Here is a 19,529-nt window from a genome sequence, read left to right as displayed (position 1 = left end):
CAAACGCTACAACCGCCTCATCGCGCGCCGACGAGCCCAGGTTGAGACCACCTTCGCCACTCTCAAACGCCGCATGCGACTGACCTGCATCCGCTACGTTGGTCTGATGAAGGCAAGCGGGCAGGTCCTGCTCGCCTCGATCGCTTTCAACATGAGGCGGTGGGCCACGATCGCGGCCTGAACCGCCCGCCGAGGGCGAACACTAGAGACCTCGCTGGCAATTGCCGTGACCGCGCCCCTCTCTCCTCATGTCCTCAGCCTCCAAGACCGATAACGCAACAGGCCCCTTGTGGGAGAAGGTGGCGCGAAGCGCCGGATGAGGGGTCGTATCCACAAACTCGACTGAGAGTGATCTGCGTGGAGAGAGACCCCTCACCGTCTCGCCGCTCCGCGGCGAGCCACCCTCTCCCACAAGGGGAGAGGGGAAGGGTAACGCGCATAGCCTCCCTCACATCATCCCACTCTCTTCCTCTTCCGCCTGCTTGATCAGCGTCTCGCTCACCGTCATCTTGCGGCGGGGGACGACGAAGATCATCACGCAGGCACAGAGCAGCGAGATCGCGAGGACTGCGGCGGTGAGCGGCAGCGTCGTGGCGGAGTGGCCGCCGAGATAGGCGCCGAATTGCGACATCAGCGCGCCGATGCCCTGCTGGAGGAAGCCCATCGTGCCGGAGGCGGTGCCGGCGGCCTCGGGGCGGATGCTGATGGCGCCGGCGGCCGAATTCGCCATCACGAATGCATTGCCGGCCATCACGATCATCTGCGTGCCGAACAGCCAGGCCGGCGCCTCGTTCCAGCCGATCAAACTCCACAGCAGGTTCGCAAGGCTGCCGGCGAGCTGAAGGGCGAGCCCGAACCAGATCAGCTTTTCCAGCGAATGCCGCGGCGCAAAGCGCACGCAGAGCAGATTTCCGACGAGAAACGCAAAGCCCGAGGTCGCGAACCAGGCGCCGTATTCGGCGCTGCTGCGGCCCATCTGCGTCACCACGATGTAGGGGCCGCCGCCTGCGAAGGTGAAGATGATCTGCGAGGCCAGCACCTGGCACATCACATAGCCGACGAAAGCGCGGTTGCGGATCAAGATGCCGACGTCGCCGCGGAAGCCGCTGCCGGCGGCGCGGCTGCGCCGCGTTTCGGGCAGCGCCACCGCGATGCCGGCGGCGACAATGATCGCGGCGATGGTGATGGCGTAGAAGATCGCGCGCCAGCCGAACGCGGTCTCGATCAGGCCGCCGGTGAGCGGCGAAACCATCTGCCCGATCATCAGCGCGGCGACCACGAGGCTGATCATCGAGGCGACGCGGTCGCGCTCGTAGATGTCGCGGATGATGGCACGGCTGATCACCATGCCGGAGGCGCCGCCGAGCGCCTGGAAAAAGCGCGCGGCAATCAATTGCGGCAAGGTCTCGGCGAAGATGCACGCGACGCTGGCCACGACCATCAGCGCCAGCCCTCCGAGCAGCACAGGGCGTCGTCCGAACCGGTCGGACAGCGGTCCCATGATGAGCTGCGACAGCGCGATGCCGACCATGTAGAGCGACACCGTCATCTGCGCGATCGAGATGTCGCTGCCGAAATTCGTCGCCAGCACCGGCAGTGCCGGAACCAGGATATAAAGCGAGATCGGCGCGATCCCGGTCATCACGACCAGCAACAGCAGCACCAGGCGCGACGTCGCGAGGTTGGCCGCCGCTCCCGGCGGCTTGCTGATCATGCCGTGCATTGGTGTCCGTCTTTCGAGTTCGAATCGACTGTAGCGCGCTCGCGCAAGACGGATATCGGCGTTTCGGAATGCGGCTATACGGATTCCGGGATGGTTATGCTGGAGGCGCGATATTCGCTTTAGCCTCCGTGTCGGGAAAACAGCGTTGCGCAAACGGCGTAGCGCCATGCGCGCTGCGGCAGGGTGACCCTACGCCTTCAGCTCTGCCGTCGCCTGATCGAGCCAGGTCTGTGTCGCCTCGTCCAGCGCGGGCCGTACCTCGGCCCGGACGCGCGCGTGGTAGGCGTTGAGCCAGCCGAGCTCGTCGCGGCTCAGCATCGCGACATCGATGAGGCGGCGGTCGATCGGCGCCAGCGTCAGCGTCTCGAACGCGTTCATAGGCTTCTCGGCGCCCTTGATGTCGGCGGCCACCACCAGCTCGAGGTTTTCGATGCGGATGCCGAAACCGTCGGTCTTGTAGTAGCCGGGCTCGTTGGAGAGGATCATGCCGCGCTTCAGCGGTGTGGTACCGAGCTTCGAGATCCGCGCTGGCCCTTCGTGCACCGAGAGATAGCTGCCGACGCCGTGACCGGTGCCGTGCTCGAAATCGACGCCGGCGGCCCAGAGATATTGCCGCGCCAGCGTGTCGAGCTGCGCGCCCGTGGTGCCGTCCGGAAAGACGGCGCGCGCGATCGCGATATGGCCGCGCAGCACGCGGGTGAAACGGTCGCGCATCTCGTCCGTCGGCTCGCCCACGGCCATGGTGCGGGTGACGTCCGTGGTGCCGTCTTCGTACTGCGCGCCGGAATCAATCAGCAGCAGATCGCCGGGCGCGATCCGCCGGTTGCTCTTGCGGGTGACGCGGTAGTGCACGATGGCGCCGTTCGGGCCGGTGCCGGAGATGGTCGGAAACGATACGTCCCTCAGCGCGCCGGTGTCGCGGCGGAGTGTCTCCAGCGCCTCGACTGCGTCGATCTCGGTGAGCTTGCCGCTTGCGGCCTCGCGATCAATGAAAGCGAGGAAGCGTGCCAGCGCCACGGCGTCACGCACATGGGCCGTCTTCGTGCCCTTGATCTCGGTCGCGTTCTTGACTGCCTTGAGCAGCGCAATCGGATCGCTGCCGCGCACCGGCTTGCCGCCGGCGCCCGCGATCAGGCGGCTGAGCGCATCGGCCGCTGTGGCACCGTCGAGCGCGATCGCAGCGCCGCTTTTGGCCAGCGCCATCAGCGTCGGCGCCATCGCATCGGGCTCGCGCACGTCGGCGGACTGCTCGAGATGGTCGCGCGTGAGGTTGGAGAGTTTTCGATGGTCGATGAAGATGGTGGGGCGACCGTCCTTCGGCACCAGCGCATAGGACAGCGGCAGCGGCGTGTGCGCGACGTCGGCGCCGCGGATGTTGAAGGTCCAGGCCACCGCGTGGCTGTCCGATAGCACCAGCGCGTCGACGCCGAGCTTGACGATCTCGGCTCTGATCTGCGTCAGCTTCTCGGCTTCAGTGACGCCGGCATTCTGCAGACTGTGCACGGCGACGGGGGCGATCGGCGGCTGCGGGCGGTCCTGCCAGACCGCGTCGATTGGATTGCTGTCGACGGCGACCAACTCGGCGCCGGCCTTGGCGCAGGCGGCGGACAGGCGCTCGGCTGCCGCAAAAGTGTGCAGCCACGGATCAAATCCGAGGCGGTCACCGGCCTTCAGATGCGCGGACACCCAGCTCTCTGGCGGCGGATCGATTAGCGATTCCACGGCCCAGGCCTTCGCGTCGACCTGCTTGGCGGCCTGAAGCGTGTAGCGGCCGTCGACGAACAATGCGGCCTCCTGGGTCAGCACCACCGCGAGTCCCGCCGAGCCCGTGAAGCCGGTCAGCCAGGCCAACCGCTCTTCGGACGGCGGCACATATTCGTTCTGCTGCTGATCGGCGCGCGGGATCACGAAGCCGGTCAGCTTGCGGCGGGCGAGTTCTTCGCGAAGGGCAGCGAGCCGCGCCGTCAATGCGACGCCGCCCTCCGGCTCCTCGAATGTCTGGAAGTGTGCTTCGAACATGGTGGATCACTTTAGGATCATGGGGACGAGTCCGCAATCTGGACGCATTCGCATCGCATCTGGCATGGACTGTGCTTGAATGGTTCCATTCGAATTGAGTGGAGTAAAGGATGCGGCAGTTGCGCTTCGTCCGGATGACAGGGAAATTCGAGCAGGTGGTTCATCTCAACGGCGAGGGGACACACGATGCCAGCGTTCACGTTTGAGAAGATTACGCCGCCGGTGCGTCGCGCCCCGACTGCGGCGGCACCGAAGAAGCCGCGCGGCGTCATGCGCCAGATGATCGACCGTATCGCCGAGCGTCGCGCGAGGCGTAGCTTGCAGGACGAGCCTCCGATGCGGCGGGACGAGAAGCCCGCGGAGTAGCGCGGCGGAATTTCGTGAGATGGGTTAGCCGAAGGCGTAACCCACCACGTCTTTTCCCGCGGTGACAAAAGAGGTGGGTTACGCCGAGTGATTGCGCTTTTGCGCAATCGCAGGGCTAACCCATCCTACGACACCTTCCGCAGCAACAGGCTGCTCCACCCCTCGATCCGCAGATGCTTCAACGGCACGAGGCCGCGCGCGCGGTAGGCGGCGATCACGGCCGGGGCCTGGTGCGTCAACAGGCCGGAGAGGATGACACGTGCGCCGGGCGCGAGATGCCGCGCCATCGGGCCCGCCAATTGCCTGAGCGGGTTGGCGAGGATGTTGGCCAGCACCAGGTCGAACGGACCGGCCTTTTCGAAATCCGGCGCGGCGAAGCCGGTGGCGCGTATTACGCGGACCTGGTTGCCGACCTCGTTCATTACCGCGTTCTCGGCCGCCACCCGCACCGACGGCGGGTCGATGTCGGAGGCGAGCACCGCGCGATGCAGCGCCTTCGCCGCCGCGATGCCGAGGACGCCGGTTCCGGTGCCGAGGTCGAGCAGGTTCCTCGGACGGGAACTCTTAAGGACATGGTCAAGCAGCAGTAAACAGCCACGGGTGGTGCCGTGGTGGCCGGTGCCGAAGGCGAGCGCCGCCTCGATCTCGATGGCGAGCTTGTTCGGCGCCACGCGGTCGCGGTCATGGCTGCCGTGGACGACGAAGCGCCCGGCCGGGACCGGGACGAGATCTTCCAGGCTGGCCTTGACCCAGTCCTTGGCCTCGACCGTGTCGAAGAGAAGCGTCGCGGCGATCGCATTTCCTGCTGAAGTTGCAACGAGTTCGCGTAGCCAAGCCTGATCGGGCGCCTCGGCGAAATGGAGCGTGACGTCCCATGGTCCGTCGGGCCGCTCGAAGGCGGCAACCGCCGCATCGCCGTCGAAAAACACCTCGGTGAGCACGTCGACGACGCGCCTGGCGTCGGCCTCGCTGCCGATCGAAAAGCTGGCGCGATGGGTTGGAGAAGGCTGCATTCAGGGTTCCGTTGAGTTCAATTTTTGGAGCTTTCGTCGCCATTTTTCCGCACAAGTTGCGGTTCCCGGTTAACCGGGCTGTAGGTTGCGCCCCGTATCTTTGCGGATGTGGAAACCAACCAACACAGCTTGGAATTGAAACGGAGGCGAGTTTTGAAGCGCATGGTTCAAAAGTTCTGGTCGGACGAGTCCGGCGCAACCGCGATCGAGTACGGCCTGATTGCCGCAGGTATCGCTCTGGCGATCATCACCGTGGTGAACAGCCTGGGCGTCACCCTGAACGACAAGTTCACTTCGATTAGCAGCTCCTTGAAGTAATTTCCGCCTCCATTTCCCAGCGGGGGCTATTTTTCTTTGAGGTTTTTCCTGATCACCGCCCGCGAGGGGATACCCTGGCGGGCGAGGTCGTTTTCGGGCGAGCGTTCTCAGTGATCTTCACAAATTGTCCACCGCTTGCCGGGACCCCGTCCACCCGCTTGTCCCGCGATTGTCCACCGGCTTTCCCCAAGTTCAGTCCCGGCGTTCTGGCCCATGTATCCTCGGTCTGACCACAGATCATTCAACGGCCAGTCCACAGCTCATCCACAGACCTATCCACGGCTTCCGAACAGCGACCGGTGATCTCTCAAGATCGTCTGCGCGGCGTTATGGCCGGGAGCGCCGGTGACGCCGCCGCCGGGATGGGCGCCGGAGCCGCAATGGTAGAGGCCCTTCAACGGCCCGCGATAATCGGCATGGCCCAGCATCGGCCGCGCCGAGAACAGCTGGTTCAGCGTCAGCGCGCCATGGAAGATATCGCCGCCGAGGAGGCCGAACTGCCGTTCGAGATCGAGCGGGGACAGGATCTGGCGGCCCAGCACACTCGCCGCAAAACCCGGCGCGTATTTGTCCACGGTCGCGATCATGAGATCGGCGACCTCGTCGCGATGGTCGTCCCACGACTTTCCATCGGGAAGCTCCGGCGCGACATGCTGGCAGAACAGGCTGGCGACGTGCTTTCCAGCTGGGGCCAGCGTGTCGTCGAGCGTCGAGGGGATCAGCATCTCGACGACCGGCTCCCGGCTCCAGCCCTGCGCCCGCGCGTCGAGATAAGCGCGGTCCATGTAGCCGAGGCTCGGCGCCAGGATGATGCCGGAGCTGAGATGATCGCCCTCGCCCGGCAGCGCCGTGAAGGAGGGCAGGCGGTCCAGCGCAACGTTCATGCGGAAGGTGCCGGAGCCGTTCTTCCAGTGCCGGATGCGGGCGAGGAAGTCCGCAGGGAGCGCGTCGGCCGCGACCAGCCGCGTGTAAAGCAGCTTTGGATTGACATTGGCCGCGACATATTTGGCGCGGATGGTTGAACCGTTCTCCAGCACGATTCCGACGGCGCGGTCGCGCTCGACGATGATCTCACGGACGCCGGCATCGGTGTCGATCATGACGCCCCGATCACGCGCTGTGCGCGCCATCGCCTGCGTGATCGCGCCCATGCCGCCGATGGCGTGGCCCCAGACCCCCTTCTTGCCGTTCACCTCGCCGAAGGCGTGATGCAGCATCACATAGGCCGAGCCGGCGGCGTAGGGGCTGGCATAGTTGCCGACGATGGCGTCGAAGCCGAACAGGGCCTTGACCAAATCATGCTCGAAGCGCTCGTCCAGCATCTCGCCGGCCGAGCGGGTGAAGAGATCGAGCAGGCTGCGGCTCTGTTCCAGCGTGAGACCACGCAGGATGTTGGCGGTCTTCCAGGCGTTGACGCCTTCGCGAACGGCCGCTGTGCCGAAGCCGTCGACGAGGTTCGGCGGCGCGCGGAGCACGAACTGCCGCAGCACGTCGGCGATGTCTTCCAGCTCGCGCGAAAATCCGTCGAGCGCGTCTGCGTCATGCGCGCTCAGCCGCGCGACTGATGCCTTTGTCCGCCCTTCGCCGGTGAGGAGATAGCTGGCATCCGGCGCGGGCAGAAAGTTCTGGGCGCGCCGTTCGACGATCCGCAGGCCCTGTTCAGTGAGCTTGAGGTCGCGGATCACTTGCGGATTGAGCAGGCTCACAGTGTAGGCCGCGACCGAATTGCGGAATCCGGGGTGAAACTCCTCCGTGACTGCGGCGCCGCCGACCACCTTGCGGCGCTCGACCACGCGCACGCGCAGGCCCGCCATCGCGAGATAGGCGGCGCAAGTGAGGCCGTTATGGCCAGCGCCAATGATGACGACGTCGGTTTCGGTCATGATTTCCCTGGCGTCATTCCGGGGCGATGCGCAGCATCGAACTATGGTGCGGGCTCCGCACCGGAGAATCTCGAGGTTCCGGGTTCGCGCTTCGCGCGCCCCGGAATGACATCTCTATATCAGGCATTCCTCGCTGCAACATCACGAGTGCCTTTATTGCCCGTTCAGGCGCCTTGTGCTCCATTGCGCGCGTCCGGCGCCCGCCGGGGAATGTAGGCTGGAGCTTCCATGGATTCGATCGTGCAACCTGCCGCCACGGAGCAGCCGTCCGCCTCGCGCAACCGGCTGCTGCTGACGGTCTACACCGCTGCGATCTTCGTCAGCGCGCTGCTGCTGTTCTCGGTGCAGCCGCTGTTCACGAAGATGGTGCTGCCGCGGCTCGGCGGCTCGCCGGCGGTGTGGTCGGTGGCGATGGTGTTCTTCCAGTCGCTGCTGCTGGCGGGCTATGCCTATGCGCATCTGTTGATGCAGGCGAGGAGCCGCATCGTGCCGGTGGCCGTGCATCTGCTGCTGCTGATCGCGGCCTTCGTGACGCTGCCGCTCGGCATTGCGTCCGCCTATGGCGAGCCGCCGGCTTCGGGCTATGCGTTCTGGCTGCTCGGCCTGTTCGTGGTCTCGATCGGCCTGCCGTTCTTTGCGCTTGCCGCCAACAATCCGCTGCTGCAGGCCTGGTTCGTCCGCACCGGCCATCCCGCCGGGCACGATCCCTACTTCCTCTACGCCTCCTCCAACATCGGCAGCTTCCTGGCGTTGCTGTCCTATCCTTTCCTGCTGGAGCCGATGTTCACGCTGCATGCGCAGAACCGGCTCTGGACCGGTGGCTATGGCCTGTTGATCCTCCTGATCGCCGCCTGCGGCGTGCTGCTGTTGCGCTCGCCGAAGCTGGCGGTGGCCGATGCGCGAACCGAGGACGTCAACGCGCCGGCGCCTGATATCGTGACGCGGCTGCGCTGGATCTTCCTCGCCGCGGTGCCTTCGGGCCTGCTCATCGCGGTCACCGCGCACATCTCGACCGACGTCGCTGCGGCGCCGTTGCTGTGGGTGCTGCCGTTGTCGCTTTATCTGCTCACCTGGGTCGTGGTGTTCCAGTCGCGGCCGCTGCTGCCGCACAAATGGATGTTGATGCTGCAGCCGGTCGCGATCGCGGGCGTCATCGTCCTGCTCGCCTTCGGCGGCGAGCAGAATTTGCTGCTGACACTCGGCGGCCATCAACTCTGCTTCTTCGTCATCGCCATGGCCTGTCACGGCGAGCTGGCGCGGACGCGGCCGGCCGCCAGATATCTCACCGGTTTCTATGTCGCGCTGTCGTTCGGCGGCATGGTCGGCGGTCTCTTTGCTGGCCTCGTTGCTCCCTTCACCTTCTCGTGGATCGCCGAATACCCGATCCTGATCGCGCTTGCCGCGCTGTGCCGGCCGTCCGCGAACGAGCGTCTCGCAGGTGTCGTCAAATGGTATTGGCTGGTGCTCGCCGCGCTCGCGGTTGCGCTGGTTGCGCCGTCCTACACCACTGGCGGCCTCTCGACCTGGTTGGAGGATCACCGCGTCTGGGTCGCCGGCGCCGTCGGCGTGCTCGCCGCGCTGCTGGCGCTGGCGCTCAATGCCGGCCGCTGGAAGATCTTCGCCACCGTCGCGCTCGCGCTGGCGTTGATCCGGGTTTATCCCGCGGACGAAGGTCGCGTTACGACGGTGCGCAGCTTCTTCGGTGTGCACAAGATCGTGGTGACGCCCGGCGGCTATTTCCACGTGCTGATGCACGGCACCACCATCCACGGCGCCGAGCGCTTCCGCAACAATGACGGCACCGAGGTCACCGGCCGGCCCGAGCCGATCACCTACTATCACAAGGACGGCGGCATCGGTCAGGCCGTCAGCGCGATCCGCGAGCGCAAGGGCGCGCCGCTCAAGGTCGCAGCGATCGGCGTCGGATCGGGTACGCTCGCCTGCGCCGCCGAACCTGGCGAGGACTGGAAATTCTTCGAGATCGACCAGTCGATGGTGGATGCTGCGCGTGATCCCAAAAATTTCCGCTACATCTCGAGCTGCCTGCCGGACATGAAGCCGGTGATCGGCGATGCGCGCCTCACCTTCGCCAAGGAGCCCGATGGGGCCTACGACCTCATCATCGTCGATGCCTATTCGTCGGATGCGATCCCGATTCATCTCGCCACCGAAGAGGCGATGAAGATCTACAAGGACAAGCTCGCGCCGCACGGGGCCGTGGTGATGCACGTCTCCAACCGGCACCTCGATCTCGAGACCGTCGTGGTCGGCATCGCCGACGCCAATGATTTGAAGAGCTGGGTCTTCAACGAGGATTCCGGGCGCGATGGCGACTACATCTTCTCGACCGACGTCGTCATCTCCGCGCGCGATGAGGCCGACATCGGTCGGCTCGCGTCCTCGAAGGTCTGGGAGCAGACCGAAGCCGACGACAGGGTGCGGGTCTGGACCGACGACTATTCCAACATCCTGGGCGCCTTGTACCGGCGTTTGAAGAACGGAGAGTAGGGCGGCACGACAATCGTCTCCGTGCCCCCGGACGCAGCGCAGCAGCGTTGCACGCTGCACCGCGTCCGGGACACGAGACCGACGGTTACGGCACGATCGGCGTCCCCGCCGGCAGCACAATGCCCTTCTCGCCGGCAACCTCCCGCAGCAGGTCGGGCCTGTCGGAAATGATCCCGTCGACGCCGAGCTCCATCATCCGCGCCATGTCTTCGCGCTTGTTGACCGTCCACACCACGACGCGCAATCCGAGTCCGTGGGCCTCCGCGATGAGCGCCGCCGTCACGTCGCCGAAATTGGGCGACCAGATCGTGCCGCCCGCCGCCTTGATCGTCCGTGGCAGCGAGCTGCCGTGATCGGCCGGGCTGAAGCCCGCCGTCCAATTGGTGGCTTTGTCCAGCGCGACTGTCTGGCCCGTGCCGCGCTGGAGCGTCAGGTACACGGTCGGTATCTTCGGCGCCTGCTGCTGGACGAGCTGCAGGGTTCTCCAGTCGAAGGATTGGATCATGACCCTGTCGGAAAACGTTTCGGTCTCGATCGGTCCCAGCAGCTTCGTGACAAAGGCTTGCGGATCGAGCGTTTCGTCGGGGCGGTTCGGATCGATCTTGGTCTCGATATTAAAGCGCACACGCGAGTTGCCAGACTTGCGCACCAGCGCGAACAGCTCGCTCAGGGTGGGAATGTGTGTCCCCGGCAGGGCGCGCTGGTCGGGGAATTGTTTCGCATAGGCACTGTCCTGTCGGATTTGGCCGACGTCATAGGTCCTGACCTCGTCCAGCCGCAGTTTTACCAAGGGCGTGCCGGGCGGAGCAATGTAAGTCCCGCCGACGCCGCGTGCGAGATCAGGATTGAGCCCGCGCTCATGCGAGACGACGACCTCGCCGTCCGCGGTCACGCCGACGTCGAGCTCCAGCGTGTCCACACCCATCGACAGCGCGTTGGCGAAGGCTGGCAGGGTGTTTTCCGGCAGCAGCGCCCGCCCGCCGCGATGCGCCTCGATATCAAAGGCCATGGCCGGGCCCGCGATCAGCATGGAGAACACGATCAGAATGGTCGCGGCACGTGAGGACATGGTGCCTCGAAAGGAAACTATTTGTACATGCAGGTCGGCGAGCGCGGCGGATGGCGGCCGCGGCCGCCTCAGTTCTGATAGTAATAGCCGCGCGGCTGGTAAACCTGCCGCGGCTGCGGCTGATAGTAGTAGCCCTGCTGGCCGGAGCCTTGGTCGTAATAGGGACGCGGCTGCTGCTGGTAGACCTGCGCATCATAGAGCGGGCGTGTGCCGCGCGGTGCCGGATAGCGCGCGCCGGTGTCGCTGCCGTCGGCGGGATAGATGTAGTTGTCGTCCTGCGGCATGTAGCGGCGGGCGGGCTGCGCCGGCGGCGTCAGGTTCACGGGATCGCCGGTGGTCGCGTACTGCTCTTCGGCAGGCTGCTGCGGCGCGCGGGCGACTGCATTGTTGGTGCGGCCGCGCGGATTGCGCGCCAGCGCCACTTGCGCCGAGCCGGTCAGCGTCACCGAGGTGTTGAGCACGCCCTGCTGCTGCACCAGCGCATAGAGCGTCGAAGCATTCTGGCGCGACAGCCGAACGCAGCCGTGGGACGCCGGCGAACCGAGACGGCCGACCGAGTCGGTGCCATGGATGGCGTGGCCGACTTTGGTGAAGAAGATCGCGTGAGGCATCGGTGCGTCGTCGAATTCCTTGGAATAGTGATCCTCTTCCATGCGGAAGGCGCGGAATGCGCCGTTCGGCGTTTCGCGCGAGGGGATGCCGGTCGACACCGGCCAGTGATACCGCGCGACGCCGTCGACGGCGACGGTCATCTGCTGATTGTCCTTGTCGACGGTGATCTCGACCTTGGCTTGCGCGCTGCCTGCGCTCAAAAGCATCAGTGAGGTGAAAGCGATAAAAAATGAACGCATCTGGAAACGCATTTGAATCCTGGCCTCCGGCCTGTTCACGCTAGGCGCCGCGGCTCTCCGTCCCCGGCGTGCAATATGCCTGCAATCCGGCTTTCGTTCCAGCGGCCTGCCTGCCCATCGTTAACGCGGCGCGAGGCGTAAGCAAGGCCGCTTTGTGCCGCGCCGCGCGCGGCGAAGCTGACATTTTCGCGAGCGGTGCCCCGTTCACAACGCCGACAATTCGTCACAAAGGCGCAACCATTTGGCCGCCCGGTGCGTTGACGATCACCTGCCTCGACAGGCGGCGCTCGCCGCCATTCACCGTTTGGGATCGAAGATGAACAAAGCCCGCATCGCCGCCGCGCCGTCGCCGGCCGGTTTAGCCTTCCGTCTGGTGTTCGCAGCCGCCGCCATCCTGCTCGCGCTGTTGGCGCTGCCGCAGGCCGGCCACGCCCAGGGCATCGTCCGCGGCGCCCAGGAAGGTTCGTACGAGGGCAACCGGATTGCCGGCCCCGTGGGCGGCGCGGTCGGAGGCGTCGTCGGTGCCGGCGTCGGCGGCGCCGTTGGTGCAGTCGAGGGCGTGCTCGGCATTCCCCATCGTCACTACCGTCACCGCTGCCACGGATACTATGACGGGTATCACCGCTTCCACTGTTATCGGTGATGACGCGTCAGTTCTTCAGCCGATACCCCGTCCGAAAAATCCACCAGATCACGACGAGACAAATCACCAGGAACGCCAGCGTCATGCCGACGCTCACGGACATGCTGACGTCCGCGATCTCGTAAAAGCTCCAGCGGAAGCCGGAGATCAGATAGACGACCGGGTTGAGCATAGCCACCGTGCGCCAGGTGGGCGGCAGCATGTCGATGGAATAGAAGCTGCCGCCGAGGAAGGTCAGCGGCGTCACCACCAGCATCGGGATCATCTGCAGCTTCTCGAAGCCGTCGGCCCAGATCCCGATGATGAAGCCGAACAGGCTGAACGTCACCGCCGTCAGCACCAGGAAGGCCAGCATCCAGACCGGATGGTGAATATGCAGCGGCACGAACAGTCCGGCCGTTGCCAGGATGATCAGGCCCAAAATGATCGACTTGGTCGCGGCGGCGCCGACATAGCCGAGCACGATCTCGAAATAGGAGATCGGCGCCGACAGAATCTCGTAGATCGTGCCGGTGAATTTCGGGAAGTAGATGCCGAACGAGGCGTTGGCGATGCTCTGGGTCAGCACCGAGAGCATGATCAGGCCCGGCACGATGAAGGTGCCGTAGCTGACGCCCTCGACCTGGCTGATGCGCGAGCCGATCGCGGCGCCGAACACCACGAAATAGAGCGAGGTCGAGACGACGGGCGAGACGATGCTTTGCAGCAGCGTGCGCCAGGTGCGCGCCATTTCGAACAGATAGATGGCGCGGATGGCGCGATGGTTCATGACGTCCTCACGAGATCGACGAAGATGTCCTCGAGCGACGATTGCGTCGTGTCGAGATCGTTGAAGCGGATGCCGGCGGTGCGGAGATCGCCGAGCAGGCTGGTGATGCCGGTGCGCTCGCCCTTGGTGTCGTAATCGTAGACCAGCGTCGCGCCGGCATCGCAGAGCTCCAGCTCGTAATGGTCAAGGCTCTCCGGCAGCGCGTCGAGCCTGCCCTGCAAATGCAGCGTCAGCCGCTTCTTGCCGAGCTTCTGCATCAACGTCGCCTTGTCCTCGATCAGCACGATCTCGCCCTTGTTGATGACGCCGATGCGGTCGGCCATTTCCTCGGCTTCCTCGATGTAATGCGTGGTGAGGATGATGGTGACGCCGGACTGCTGGAGGGTGCGCACCACCTCCCACATGCCCTTGCGCAGCTCGACGTCGACGCCGGCGGTGGGCTCGTCCAGGAACAGGATCTGCGGCTCGTGCGACAGCGCTTTGGCGATCATGACGCGGCGCTTCATGCCGCCGGAGAGCGTGATGATCTTGTTGTCCTTCTTGTCCCAGAGCGAGAGGTCCTTCAGCACCTTCTCGATGTGATCAGGATTCTTCGGCTTGCCGAACAGGCCGCGGGAGAAGCTCACGGTCGCCCACACGCTCTCGAAGGCGTCGGTGTGCAATTCCTGCGGCACGAGGCCGATCAGCGAGCGCGCCTTGCGGTAGGAAGTCTGGATGTTCTCGCCGCCGACGAGGACGCGGCCCTCGCTCGGATTGGCGATGCCGCAGATGATGGAAATCAACGTGGTCTTGCCGGCGCCGTTCGGGCCGAGCAACGCGAAGATCTCGCCCCGCTTGATGTCGAGATTGACGTTTTTGAGCGCCTTGAAGCCGGACCCATAGGTCTTCGACAGGTTGGCGACGGAGATGATGGAGGACATGAGGGCCGGTAGGACTGGGGAGGGGAGGCTGGAACCTGCCGGGAACGGCGGGTCAGCGGAGCCCTGAGATAGGAATGCCTTTGCCGGGCCGCAATTGCCCGGAGAAAAATGGTCTCAAAACAGGCGCTTCGGTGGCAGGTTTCGGGCAGGTGTTGCGCGATGGTCACGGGCTGTGGCTAAGATTGCCATTCACGCGGCTCTTTGTTGCGTCTGCGAGCAGGCCATGGCTACGATTCCGGCCAATCGCAAAGCGTATTGTCCCCAGGGAAAACACCGATGAGACCGAACGGCCGTCACACCGCCGGCGCCAGCCAGTTGTCCGCGCTCCGTGTCTGGGCGATCTGCCTGCTCCTGCTGTCAGCTGTTGCCATCAGCCCGACCACGGCCCGAGCGGCCCCGAGCCAGGCCCAGGTCGCGACCACGCATGTCTATCTGCTCCGCGGCGTGCTCAACATCTTCTCGCTCGGCCTCGACACCATCGGTGCCCGGCTCCAGGCGCAGGGCATCCCGGTGACGGTCGCCAACTTCGTGTCCTGGTCGTCGCTCGCCGATGAAGCCGCGACCGCCTACAAGGCCGGCCGGCTCAAGACCATCGTCCTGGTCGGCCATTCCTCCGGCGCGACCGCGCTGCCGGACATGATCGCAAAACTCAACCGGCTCGGCGTGCCCGTGAAGCTCGCGATCGGCCTCGATTCCGTGTTCAAGACCAAGCTCTCGACCGGCGCGGAGCGTTACATCAACATCTATATCGGCGACGGCCCCGGCGAGCCGGTCAAGCGTGCCGACGGTTTCCGCGGCAAGCTCGACAATGTCGACGTGCGCGGCACCGGTGTCGGCCACATCTCGATCGACAAGAACGAGGCGATCCAACGCCGTGTCATCGCCGAGATCGACGCCGCCATCATGCGTTCGCGCGCACCGGCTGTCCCGGTCGCCGAACGCGGCTCGCCCGGGCAGGCGCGCTCGGCGGCCGCGGCTGCTCCGGCACGGAACTGAACCGTTGCGCATCCTCGCGCGTGATGCCGCCTAAGCGGATGTCACGCGGACCGGCATGCTCTCCAGCCCGCGCAGGGAATTGTTGAGCCTGCGTTTCGGCTCCGCCGTGAGTTCGATGGTCTTCACGCGCCTTGCGAGCTCGCTGAAGATCAATTCGCCTTCCAGACGCGCGATCATCTGACCGACGCAGGCGTGGATGCCCGCGCCGAAGCCGACATGCCCGGTCGCGGTCCGTTCGACCTCGAACCGGTCGGCTCTCTCCCATCGCGCCGGATCGCGGTTGGCCGAGGCCATGAACAGCAGCACCTTGCGGTGTGCCGGGATCACGCCGCCGCCGATCTCGACGTCGCGCGAGGTGGTTCGAAAGAACGTCTGCACCGGCGAATCATAGCGCAGGCCTTCCTCGAAGGCATTGCGCGCCAGCTCCGGCCGTTGGTGGAGCTTGCGGTATTCATCCGGATGGGTGGCGAGCGCGAGCAGGGTGTTGCCGATGCCGTTGACGGTGGTGTCGATCCCCGCCGTGAGGAATGGCCGCACCAGGTGGGTCGCTTCGTGCTCGGTGATCTCGCCGTCGTCGGCCGCCTGGTAGATCATCATGCCGAGGCTGTCGGGCCGCAACGCATCTCGTGCGCAGCAGTCCATGATCCAGCTCTGGGCGGCGAGGCCTGCCTTGCGTGAAGCCGCTAGCATCTCGTTCTCGGGGCCAAAGCTGTCGAACACGAATGTGCTCCAGGCCAAGAGCTTCTCGCGGCCGTCCGCCCGGATGCCGATCACATCGGGAAACACCTTCATCGGATAGGCTTCGGCAAGATCGGTGACGGCATCGAACGTGCCTTTGTCGATCAGCTCCGTGACCTTCTTCTCCGCTTCCTGCTGAAACGTCTCGCGCAGCTTCCTCGCGACACCCGGAGACAGCGTGCGGCCGAGGACCCGCCGGCCCTTGTCGTGGTCGGGCGGATCGATCTGGAGCGTCAGTGGCTTTGGCAGCGCAGGGTTCATCCCGTTGAGCCCGACGCCCTCGCCACTGATGAACGTCTTCCAGTCCTTCAAGGCCGGCTCGACCTCGCCATAGCCCGCCATCGCCCACACGCCGTAACGCTCCAGCGCGAAGACGGGCCCGAGCGCGCGTAGCGCCTCATAGGCAGGATAGGGGTTCAACAGGAAGTCAGGCGCAAACGGGTCGATCTGACTGGAGGCGATGCCGCTCATGGTCAGCTCCGCTTCTAGGGCTTGCTGAGCGGGCACTGGCCATCGCTCTCCGAGCGGAACGCGTCCTCGCCCTTGATGGTGGCGACGACCTTCAGCAGATCCCAGCTCGATTTCGACTCCTCCGGCGACTTGACCTGCAACAGGTAGAGCGGGTGGATCTTGCGTCCGTCCTTGCGGATATAGCCCTTGCCGAACAGCGCATCGTCGGTCGGCATCTCCTTCATCGCGGCGACGACGGCCTTGCCGTCCTTGGCGCCGCCGGTCTTGTCGACCGCCTTGAGATAGTGAATGACCGAGGCATAGACGCCGGCCTGCATGTCGTTCGGATAGGCCTTCGACGGAATGCGCTCGGCGAAGCGTTTTGCGAAGGCCCGCGTGCCGTCGTTCAGATCCCAGTAGAACGGATTCATGATCTGCGCGCCTTGCGCAAACTTCAGGCCAAGCGCGGGAAGCCCGTTCATGCCCAGGATCAATCCGACCAGCTTGTGGTCCTTGGTCAGCCCGAACTCGGCGGCCTGCTTCATCGACGTGATGGTGTCGTCACCGGCATTGGCGAAGCCGACGACGTTCGCGCCCGAAGCCTGGGCCTGCAGCAGGAAAGAGGCGTAGTCCGCCGTTCCCAAGGGATGCCGTACGCTGCCGAGTACCTCGCCGCCGGCCGCTTTCACGGCTTCCGCGGCCTGCTTTTCCAGATCATGACCGAAGGCGTAGTCGGCGGTGATGAAGAACCATTTCTTGCCGCCCTGCTGCACGATCGCCTTGCCGAGACCGCGGCCGTAAGAATAGGTGTCGTAGGTCCAGTGCACCGTGTTCGGCGTGCACTTTTCACCGGTCAGAAGCACCGTCCCGGCGCCGGATCCGACGAACACCTTGTTCTTCTCGGCGCTCATGCCGGCGACAGCGAGCGCGATCGAGGAATTCGGAAGGTCGAAGATCGCATCGACGCTCTCGTTCTCGTACCAGCGCCGAGCGATGCCGATCCCGATGTCGGTCTTGTTCTGGTGATCGGCCGCGACGACCTCGACCACCTTGCCCGCGGCTTTTCCGCCATAGTCTTCGACGGCCATCTTGGCGGCGACGACCGAGCCGATGCCCTGGTAGCTCGCGAACGGGCCCGACTGGTCGTTCAGGATGCCGATCTTCACGACCTCCTGTGCGAAGGCCGGCGCCGCGGTCAGGGTTGCGGCCAAGATGCACAATTTATGCAGGAATTTGCTGTTCATTGGATCCCTCCCATGGGCGGTCTTGGTGCCGCTGAATAATAGTTATATTTTATAGCTATTTTTGAGAGTGTCAATTCGTCCCTAGGATTGAGAATCATGAGCTCGAAGCCTCTAAGACCCGGAGCCAAATCCACTCCGCAAAAGTCCGCTCCGCAGACGGAGAAATCGCTGGACCTGCGCGCGCTGCAGCGCACCCCCGGCTTCATGCTGCGCCTGGCGCAGTTGAAGTTCTTCGAAGGCTTCTACGAGGAGTTCGCCGCCTTGGGCCTGACGCCCGCGACCTATGCGATCTTCGCCGTCATTCGCGACAATCCCGGCGTGCCGCCAAGCAGCCTCGCCAGCCTGCTCCGGCTGCGGCTGCCGAACCTGATCAAGATCCTGAACGAGCTGGAATCGTCCGGCTTTATCAAGCGCAACCGCTCGAAGTCCGATCGCCGCGCCGTCGAGCTCATGCTGACGCCGAAGGGCACAAAGCTCATTGCGGAGGGCGCAAGGCTGACGGAGCCCTATAATCGGAAGATGCTGGCGCCGCTCAGCGACGCCGAGCAGCGCACGCTGCTCGAATTGCTGAACCGGATGCTGCCATTTTAGCCGTTCGCGAGCGAGGACTGAGGCCAAATCGTCGCAAAGTCCGGTCGCGCCGCCAGGCGTGCGGTGAGCGTTCGCGCCCGGAAGAGATGGAGGCCGGTTCCGTGCCCCAAATTCCACCCAATCGGCCGTCACTAAGCCCGCGGGGGAGGTGATCGCCTCCCGTCGTGGGACTGCTGGATTGATGATTGATTTGAGGCGACTAGTCGCGCTGGCAGCCGTTGCGCTGCTCGCCCTGAGCCCCGGCATGGCCGCCGCCTCACCTGCCAAGTCCAAGGCCAACGCGGCCGCACCCGCAGCGCCGCCGCCTCCGCCGTTCGAGCCGTTGCCGCCGCCGAACGTCTACCTGTTCCGTGGCGCCATGGGCCCGATCTTCTCGACCGGCATGGACCGGCTCGGCGAGAAGCTGACACAGGCCGGCTTTTCCGCCGATGTCTATGAATTCACCCTCTGCCGGTTCATCGGCAACCGCGTCATCGCCAGCTACAAGGAGAAGGCGGCGCCGATCGTGCTGATCGGGCACTCCATGGGTGGTCTGTGCTCGATCGTCATCTCCGAGATGGCGGCCAAGGAGAGCATCCCGATCAGCCTCGTCATCGCCATCGATCCCGCGCATGCGACCGGCGACGTGCCGCTCAATGTCGAGCGCTTCATCAACATCTTCTTGTCCGACAGCGTGCTCGGCGGCGGCGACGTCGTCGCGGTCCCCGGCTTTCGCGGCCATTATGCGAGCTACGACCTGAAGGAAAACGCGCGCGTCTCGCACATCAACATCGAGAAGTCCGACGACATCCATCGCCAGATCGTCGAGATGGTGACGCAACTGCCTCGCATTCCGCCGCAGACCCAGGGCGATGCCGTGCCGCTGCGCTACCTCGTCCCCGCGGACACCTTGGTCGAGCTATGGGACAGCGGCGTGCGCGTGCCGGTGCGCCGCGGCGACACCATGGAGAGCATCGCCGCCGCCAATCGCGTGCCGCTGTGGACGCTCGCGCAGAGCAACTCGCTTGCAGAGAACGCGCAGCTCACGCCGGGCCAGACCATTATCGTGCCCCGGCATCTGACACCGCCCGAGCCCACGGCCGCGATGGTGACGCCGCCGGCTCCGACGAAGCGGAAGTAGGGCTCATTATCTTGCCGCGGAGGACGGTGCGCTCCCTCTCCCGCTTGCGGGCAGGGGAATCGCATATGGGTTTTGTCTAGCTATTGCATTGGAAGGCAAGACGGATTCTGAAGACGACTCCCGGAAGACGGAGGGGGTCGGATGCAGAAGTTCAGAAAGGCCTTTCGGCGGTTGCCGGACCCGCGCGCGGACAATGCCCGGCATGATCTGCTGGAAGTACTGTTCATCGCGTTGGCGGCGACGTTGTGCGGGGCGGATTCGTGCTCGGACATGGCGGACTTCGGACAGTCGAAGGAGGAGTTGTTGCG

At 64.9% G+C, this 19,529-nt stretch carries 19 protein-coding genes; 9 read left to right on the top strand and 10 right to left on the bottom strand.

The features are described 5' to 3' along the window. Positions 1-181 (top strand): transposase (locus tag A3AS_RS0137375; RefSeq protein WP_026202006.1); only part of this gene is annotated, 181 nt, incomplete at its 5' end. A gap of 267 nt (positions 182-448) precedes the next feature. On the opposite strand, the gene A3AS_RS0137370 is transcribed toward A3AS_RS0137375, so the two are convergent. Continuing rightward, the gene (locus tag A3AS_RS0137370) at positions 449-1,723 is read right to left on the bottom strand and encodes a multidrug effflux MFS transporter (protein WP_018322543.1); all 1,275 of its coding nucleotides are present in this window, start codon (positions 1,721-1,723) and stop codon (positions 449-451) included. A 189-nt stretch (positions 1,724-1,912) separates the two neighbouring features. Beyond that, on the bottom strand, positions 1,913-3,742 hold the full coding sequence (locus A3AS_RS0137365; protein WP_018322542.1) for an aminopeptidase P family protein: 1,830 nt from the start codon (positions 3,740-3,742) through the stop codon (positions 1,913-1,915). A 186-nt stretch (positions 3,743-3,928) separates the two neighbouring features. On the opposite strand from A3AS_RS0137365, the gene A3AS_RS0137360 reads away from it, so the two are divergent. Beyond that, on the top strand, positions 3,929-4,108 hold the full coding sequence (locus A3AS_RS0137360; RefSeq protein ID WP_018322541.1) for a hypothetical protein: 180 nt from the start codon (positions 3,929-3,931) through the stop codon (positions 4,106-4,108). 125 nt (positions 4,109-4,233) lie between these two features. On the opposite strand, the gene A3AS_RS0137355 is transcribed toward A3AS_RS0137360, so the two are convergent. Next, a complete protein-coding gene (locus tag A3AS_RS0137355) occupies positions 4,234-5,121 on the bottom strand; it encodes a 50S ribosomal protein L11 methyltransferase (RefSeq protein ID WP_018322540.1) in 888 nt (295 codons plus the stop codon). A gap of 162 nt (positions 5,122-5,283) precedes the next feature. Here A3AS_RS0137355 and A3AS_RS0137350 point away from each other — a divergent pair, with 162 nt between their 5' ends. Then, positions 5,284-5,439 (top strand): Flp family type IVb pilin, encoded by a 156-nt coding sequence (locus A3AS_RS0137350; RefSeq protein WP_018322539.1) that lies wholly within the window; start codon positions 5,284-5,286, stop codon positions 5,437-5,439. 272 nt (positions 5,440-5,711) lie between these two features. Here the strand turns inward: A3AS_RS0137350 and A3AS_RS0137345 are convergent, their stop codons facing one another. Beyond that, positions 5,712-7,322, bottom strand: a complete 1,611-nt coding sequence (locus A3AS_RS0137345; protein WP_018322538.1) for an NAD(P)/FAD-dependent oxidoreductase — start codon at positions 7,320-7,322, stop codon at positions 5,712-5,714. Between the two features lie 228 nt (positions 7,323-7,550). Between A3AS_RS0137345 and A3AS_RS0137340 the strand changes: the two genes are divergently transcribed. Beyond that, positions 7,551-9,830, top strand: a complete 2,280-nt coding sequence (locus tag A3AS_RS0137340) for a fused MFS/spermidine synthase (protein WP_018322537.1) — start codon at positions 7,551-7,553, stop codon at positions 9,828-9,830. Between the two features lie 85 nt (positions 9,831-9,915). Here A3AS_RS0137340 and A3AS_RS0137335 read toward each other — a convergent pair whose 3' ends face one another. Next, positions 9,916-10,899, bottom strand: a complete 984-nt coding sequence (locus A3AS_RS0137335) for a glycerophosphodiester phosphodiesterase (RefSeq protein WP_018322536.1) — start codon at positions 10,897-10,899, stop codon at positions 9,916-9,918. Between the two features lie 68 nt (positions 10,900-10,967). After that, entirely contained in the window at positions 10,968-11,762 is a 795-nt protein-coding gene (locus tag A3AS_RS0137330) for a L,D-transpeptidase (protein WP_026202764.1), read from the bottom strand. Between the two features lie 304 nt (positions 11,763-12,066). Between A3AS_RS0137330 and A3AS_RS0137325 the strand changes: the two genes are divergently transcribed. Next, positions 12,067-12,393: a hypothetical protein gene (locus tag A3AS_RS0137325; protein WP_018322534.1), complete on the top strand. Its 327-nt coding sequence runs from the start codon at positions 12,067-12,069 to the stop codon at positions 12,391-12,393. 7 nt (positions 12,394-12,400) lie between these two features. Here A3AS_RS0137325 and A3AS_RS0137320 read toward each other — a convergent pair whose 3' ends face one another. Next, complete coding sequence (locus tag A3AS_RS0137320) at positions 12,401-13,162, bottom strand: ABC transporter permease (RefSeq protein ID WP_018322533.1); 762 nt, start codon at positions 13,160-13,162, stop codon at positions 12,401-12,403. After that, the gene (locus tag A3AS_RS0137315; RefSeq protein ID WP_018322532.1) at positions 13,159-14,082 is read right to left on the bottom strand and encodes an ABC transporter ATP-binding protein; all 924 of its coding nucleotides are present in this window, start codon (positions 14,080-14,082) and stop codon (positions 13,159-13,161) included. Before A3AS_RS0137315 ends, A3AS_RS0137320 begins: the two co-directional genes overlap by 4 nt. A 276-nt stretch (positions 14,083-14,358) precedes the next feature. On the opposite strand from A3AS_RS0137315, the gene A3AS_RS0137310 reads away from it, so the two are divergent. After that, the gene (locus A3AS_RS0137310) at positions 14,359-15,078 is read left to right on the top strand and encodes a hypothetical protein (protein WP_018322531.1); all 720 of its coding nucleotides are present in this window, start codon (positions 14,359-14,361) and stop codon (positions 15,076-15,078) included. A 30-nt stretch (positions 15,079-15,108) separates the two neighbouring features. Here A3AS_RS0137310 and A3AS_RS0137305 read toward each other — a convergent pair whose 3' ends face one another. Beyond that, positions 15,109-16,287, bottom strand: a complete 1,179-nt coding sequence (locus tag A3AS_RS0137305) for a cytochrome P450 (protein ID WP_018322530.1) — start codon at positions 16,285-16,287, stop codon at positions 15,109-15,111. A 14-nt stretch (positions 16,288-16,301) separates the two neighbouring features. Further along, positions 16,302-17,510: an ABC transporter substrate-binding protein gene (locus A3AS_RS0137300; protein ID WP_018322529.1), complete on the bottom strand. Its 1,209-nt coding sequence runs from the start codon at positions 17,508-17,510 to the stop codon at positions 16,302-16,304. A 96-nt stretch (positions 17,511-17,606) separates the two neighbouring features. On the opposite strand from A3AS_RS0137300, the gene A3AS_RS0137295 reads away from it, so the two are divergent. The 3 genes from A3AS_RS0137295 to A3AS_RS44370 all read left to right on the top strand — a co-directional run. Further along, positions 17,607-18,101, top strand: a complete 495-nt coding sequence (locus A3AS_RS0137295) for a MarR family winged helix-turn-helix transcriptional regulator (RefSeq protein WP_018322528.1) — start codon at positions 17,607-17,609, stop codon at positions 18,099-18,101. A 181-nt stretch (positions 18,102-18,282) separates the two neighbouring features. Continuing rightward, the gene (locus A3AS_RS0137290; RefSeq protein ID WP_018322527.1) at positions 18,283-19,221 is read left to right on the top strand and encodes a LysM peptidoglycan-binding domain-containing protein; all 939 of its coding nucleotides are present in this window, start codon (positions 18,283-18,285) and stop codon (positions 19,219-19,221) included. A 141-nt stretch (positions 19,222-19,362) separates the two neighbouring features. After that, positions 19,363-19,529, top strand: a 167-nt coding sequence (locus tag A3AS_RS44370; RefSeq protein ID WP_018322526.1) for a transposase family protein, incomplete at its 3' end; no start/stop codon positions are given.

This window comes from Bradyrhizobium sp. WSM2793 (genome assembly GCF_000379585.1).
GTDB lineage: Bacteria > Pseudomonadota > Alphaproteobacteria > Rhizobiales > Xanthobacteraceae > Bradyrhizobium.
Note: the sequence above shows the minus strand (reverse complement) of the source record. Positions and strands in the feature narration are given on the sequence as shown.

Excerpts from the sequence above, each read along its gene's own strand:
- A3AS_RS0137370 (WP_018322543.1), bottom strand. The coding sequence starts at position 1,723 with ATGCACGGCATGATCAGCAAGCCGCCGGGAGCGGCGGCCAACCTCGCG.
- A3AS_RS0137365 (WP_018322542.1), bottom strand. The coding sequence starts at position 3,742 with ATGTTCGAAGCACACTTCCAGACATTCGAGGAGCCGGAGGGCGGCGTC.
- A3AS_RS0137360 (WP_018322541.1), top strand. The coding sequence starts at position 3,929 with ATGCCAGCGTTCACGTTTGAGAAGATTACGCCGCCGGTGCGTCGCGCC.
- A3AS_RS0137355 (WP_018322540.1), bottom strand. The coding sequence starts at position 5,121 with ATGCAGCCTTCTCCAACCCATCGCGCCAGCTTTTCGATCGGCAGCGAG.
- A3AS_RS0137350 (WP_018322539.1), top strand. The coding sequence starts at position 5,284 with ATGGTTCAAAAGTTCTGGTCGGACGAGTCCGGCGCAACCGCGATCGAG.
- A3AS_RS0137345 (WP_018322538.1), bottom strand. The coding sequence starts at position 7,322 with ATGACCGAAACCGACGTCGTCATCATTGGCGCTGGCCATAACGGCCTC.
- A3AS_RS0137340 (WP_018322537.1), top strand. The coding sequence starts at position 7,551 with ATGGATTCGATCGTGCAACCTGCCGCCACGGAGCAGCCGTCCGCCTCG.
- A3AS_RS0137335 (WP_018322536.1), bottom strand. The coding sequence starts at position 10,899 with ATGTCCTCACGTGCCGCGACCATTCTGATCGTGTTCTCCATGCTGATC.
- A3AS_RS0137330 (WP_026202764.1), bottom strand. The coding sequence starts at position 11,762 with ATGCGTTTCCAGATGCGTTCATTTTTTATCGCTTTCACCTCACTGATG.
- A3AS_RS0137325 (WP_018322534.1), top strand. The coding sequence starts at position 12,067 with ATGAACAAAGCCCGCATCGCCGCCGCGCCGTCGCCGGCCGGTTTAGCC.
- A3AS_RS0137320 (WP_018322533.1), bottom strand. The coding sequence starts at position 13,162 with ATGAACCATCGCGCCATCCGCGCCATCTATCTGTTCGAAATGGCGCGC.
- A3AS_RS0137315 (WP_018322532.1), bottom strand. The coding sequence starts at position 14,082 with ATGTCCTCCATCATCTCCGTCGCCAACCTGTCGAAGACCTATGGGTCC.
- A3AS_RS0137310 (WP_018322531.1), top strand. The coding sequence starts at position 14,359 with ATGAGACCGAACGGCCGTCACACCGCCGGCGCCAGCCAGTTGTCCGCG.
- A3AS_RS0137305 (WP_018322530.1), bottom strand. The coding sequence starts at position 16,287 with ATGAGCGGCATCGCCTCCAGTCAGATCGACCCGTTTGCGCCTGACTTC.
- A3AS_RS0137300 (WP_018322529.1), bottom strand. The coding sequence starts at position 17,510 with ATGAACAGCAAATTCCTGCATAAATTGTGCATCTTGGCCGCAACCCTG.
- A3AS_RS0137295 (WP_018322528.1), top strand. The coding sequence starts at position 17,607 with ATGAGCTCGAAGCCTCTAAGACCCGGAGCCAAATCCACTCCGCAAAAG.
- A3AS_RS0137290 (WP_018322527.1), top strand. The coding sequence starts at position 18,283 with ATGATTGATTTGAGGCGACTAGTCGCGCTGGCAGCCGTTGCGCTGCTC.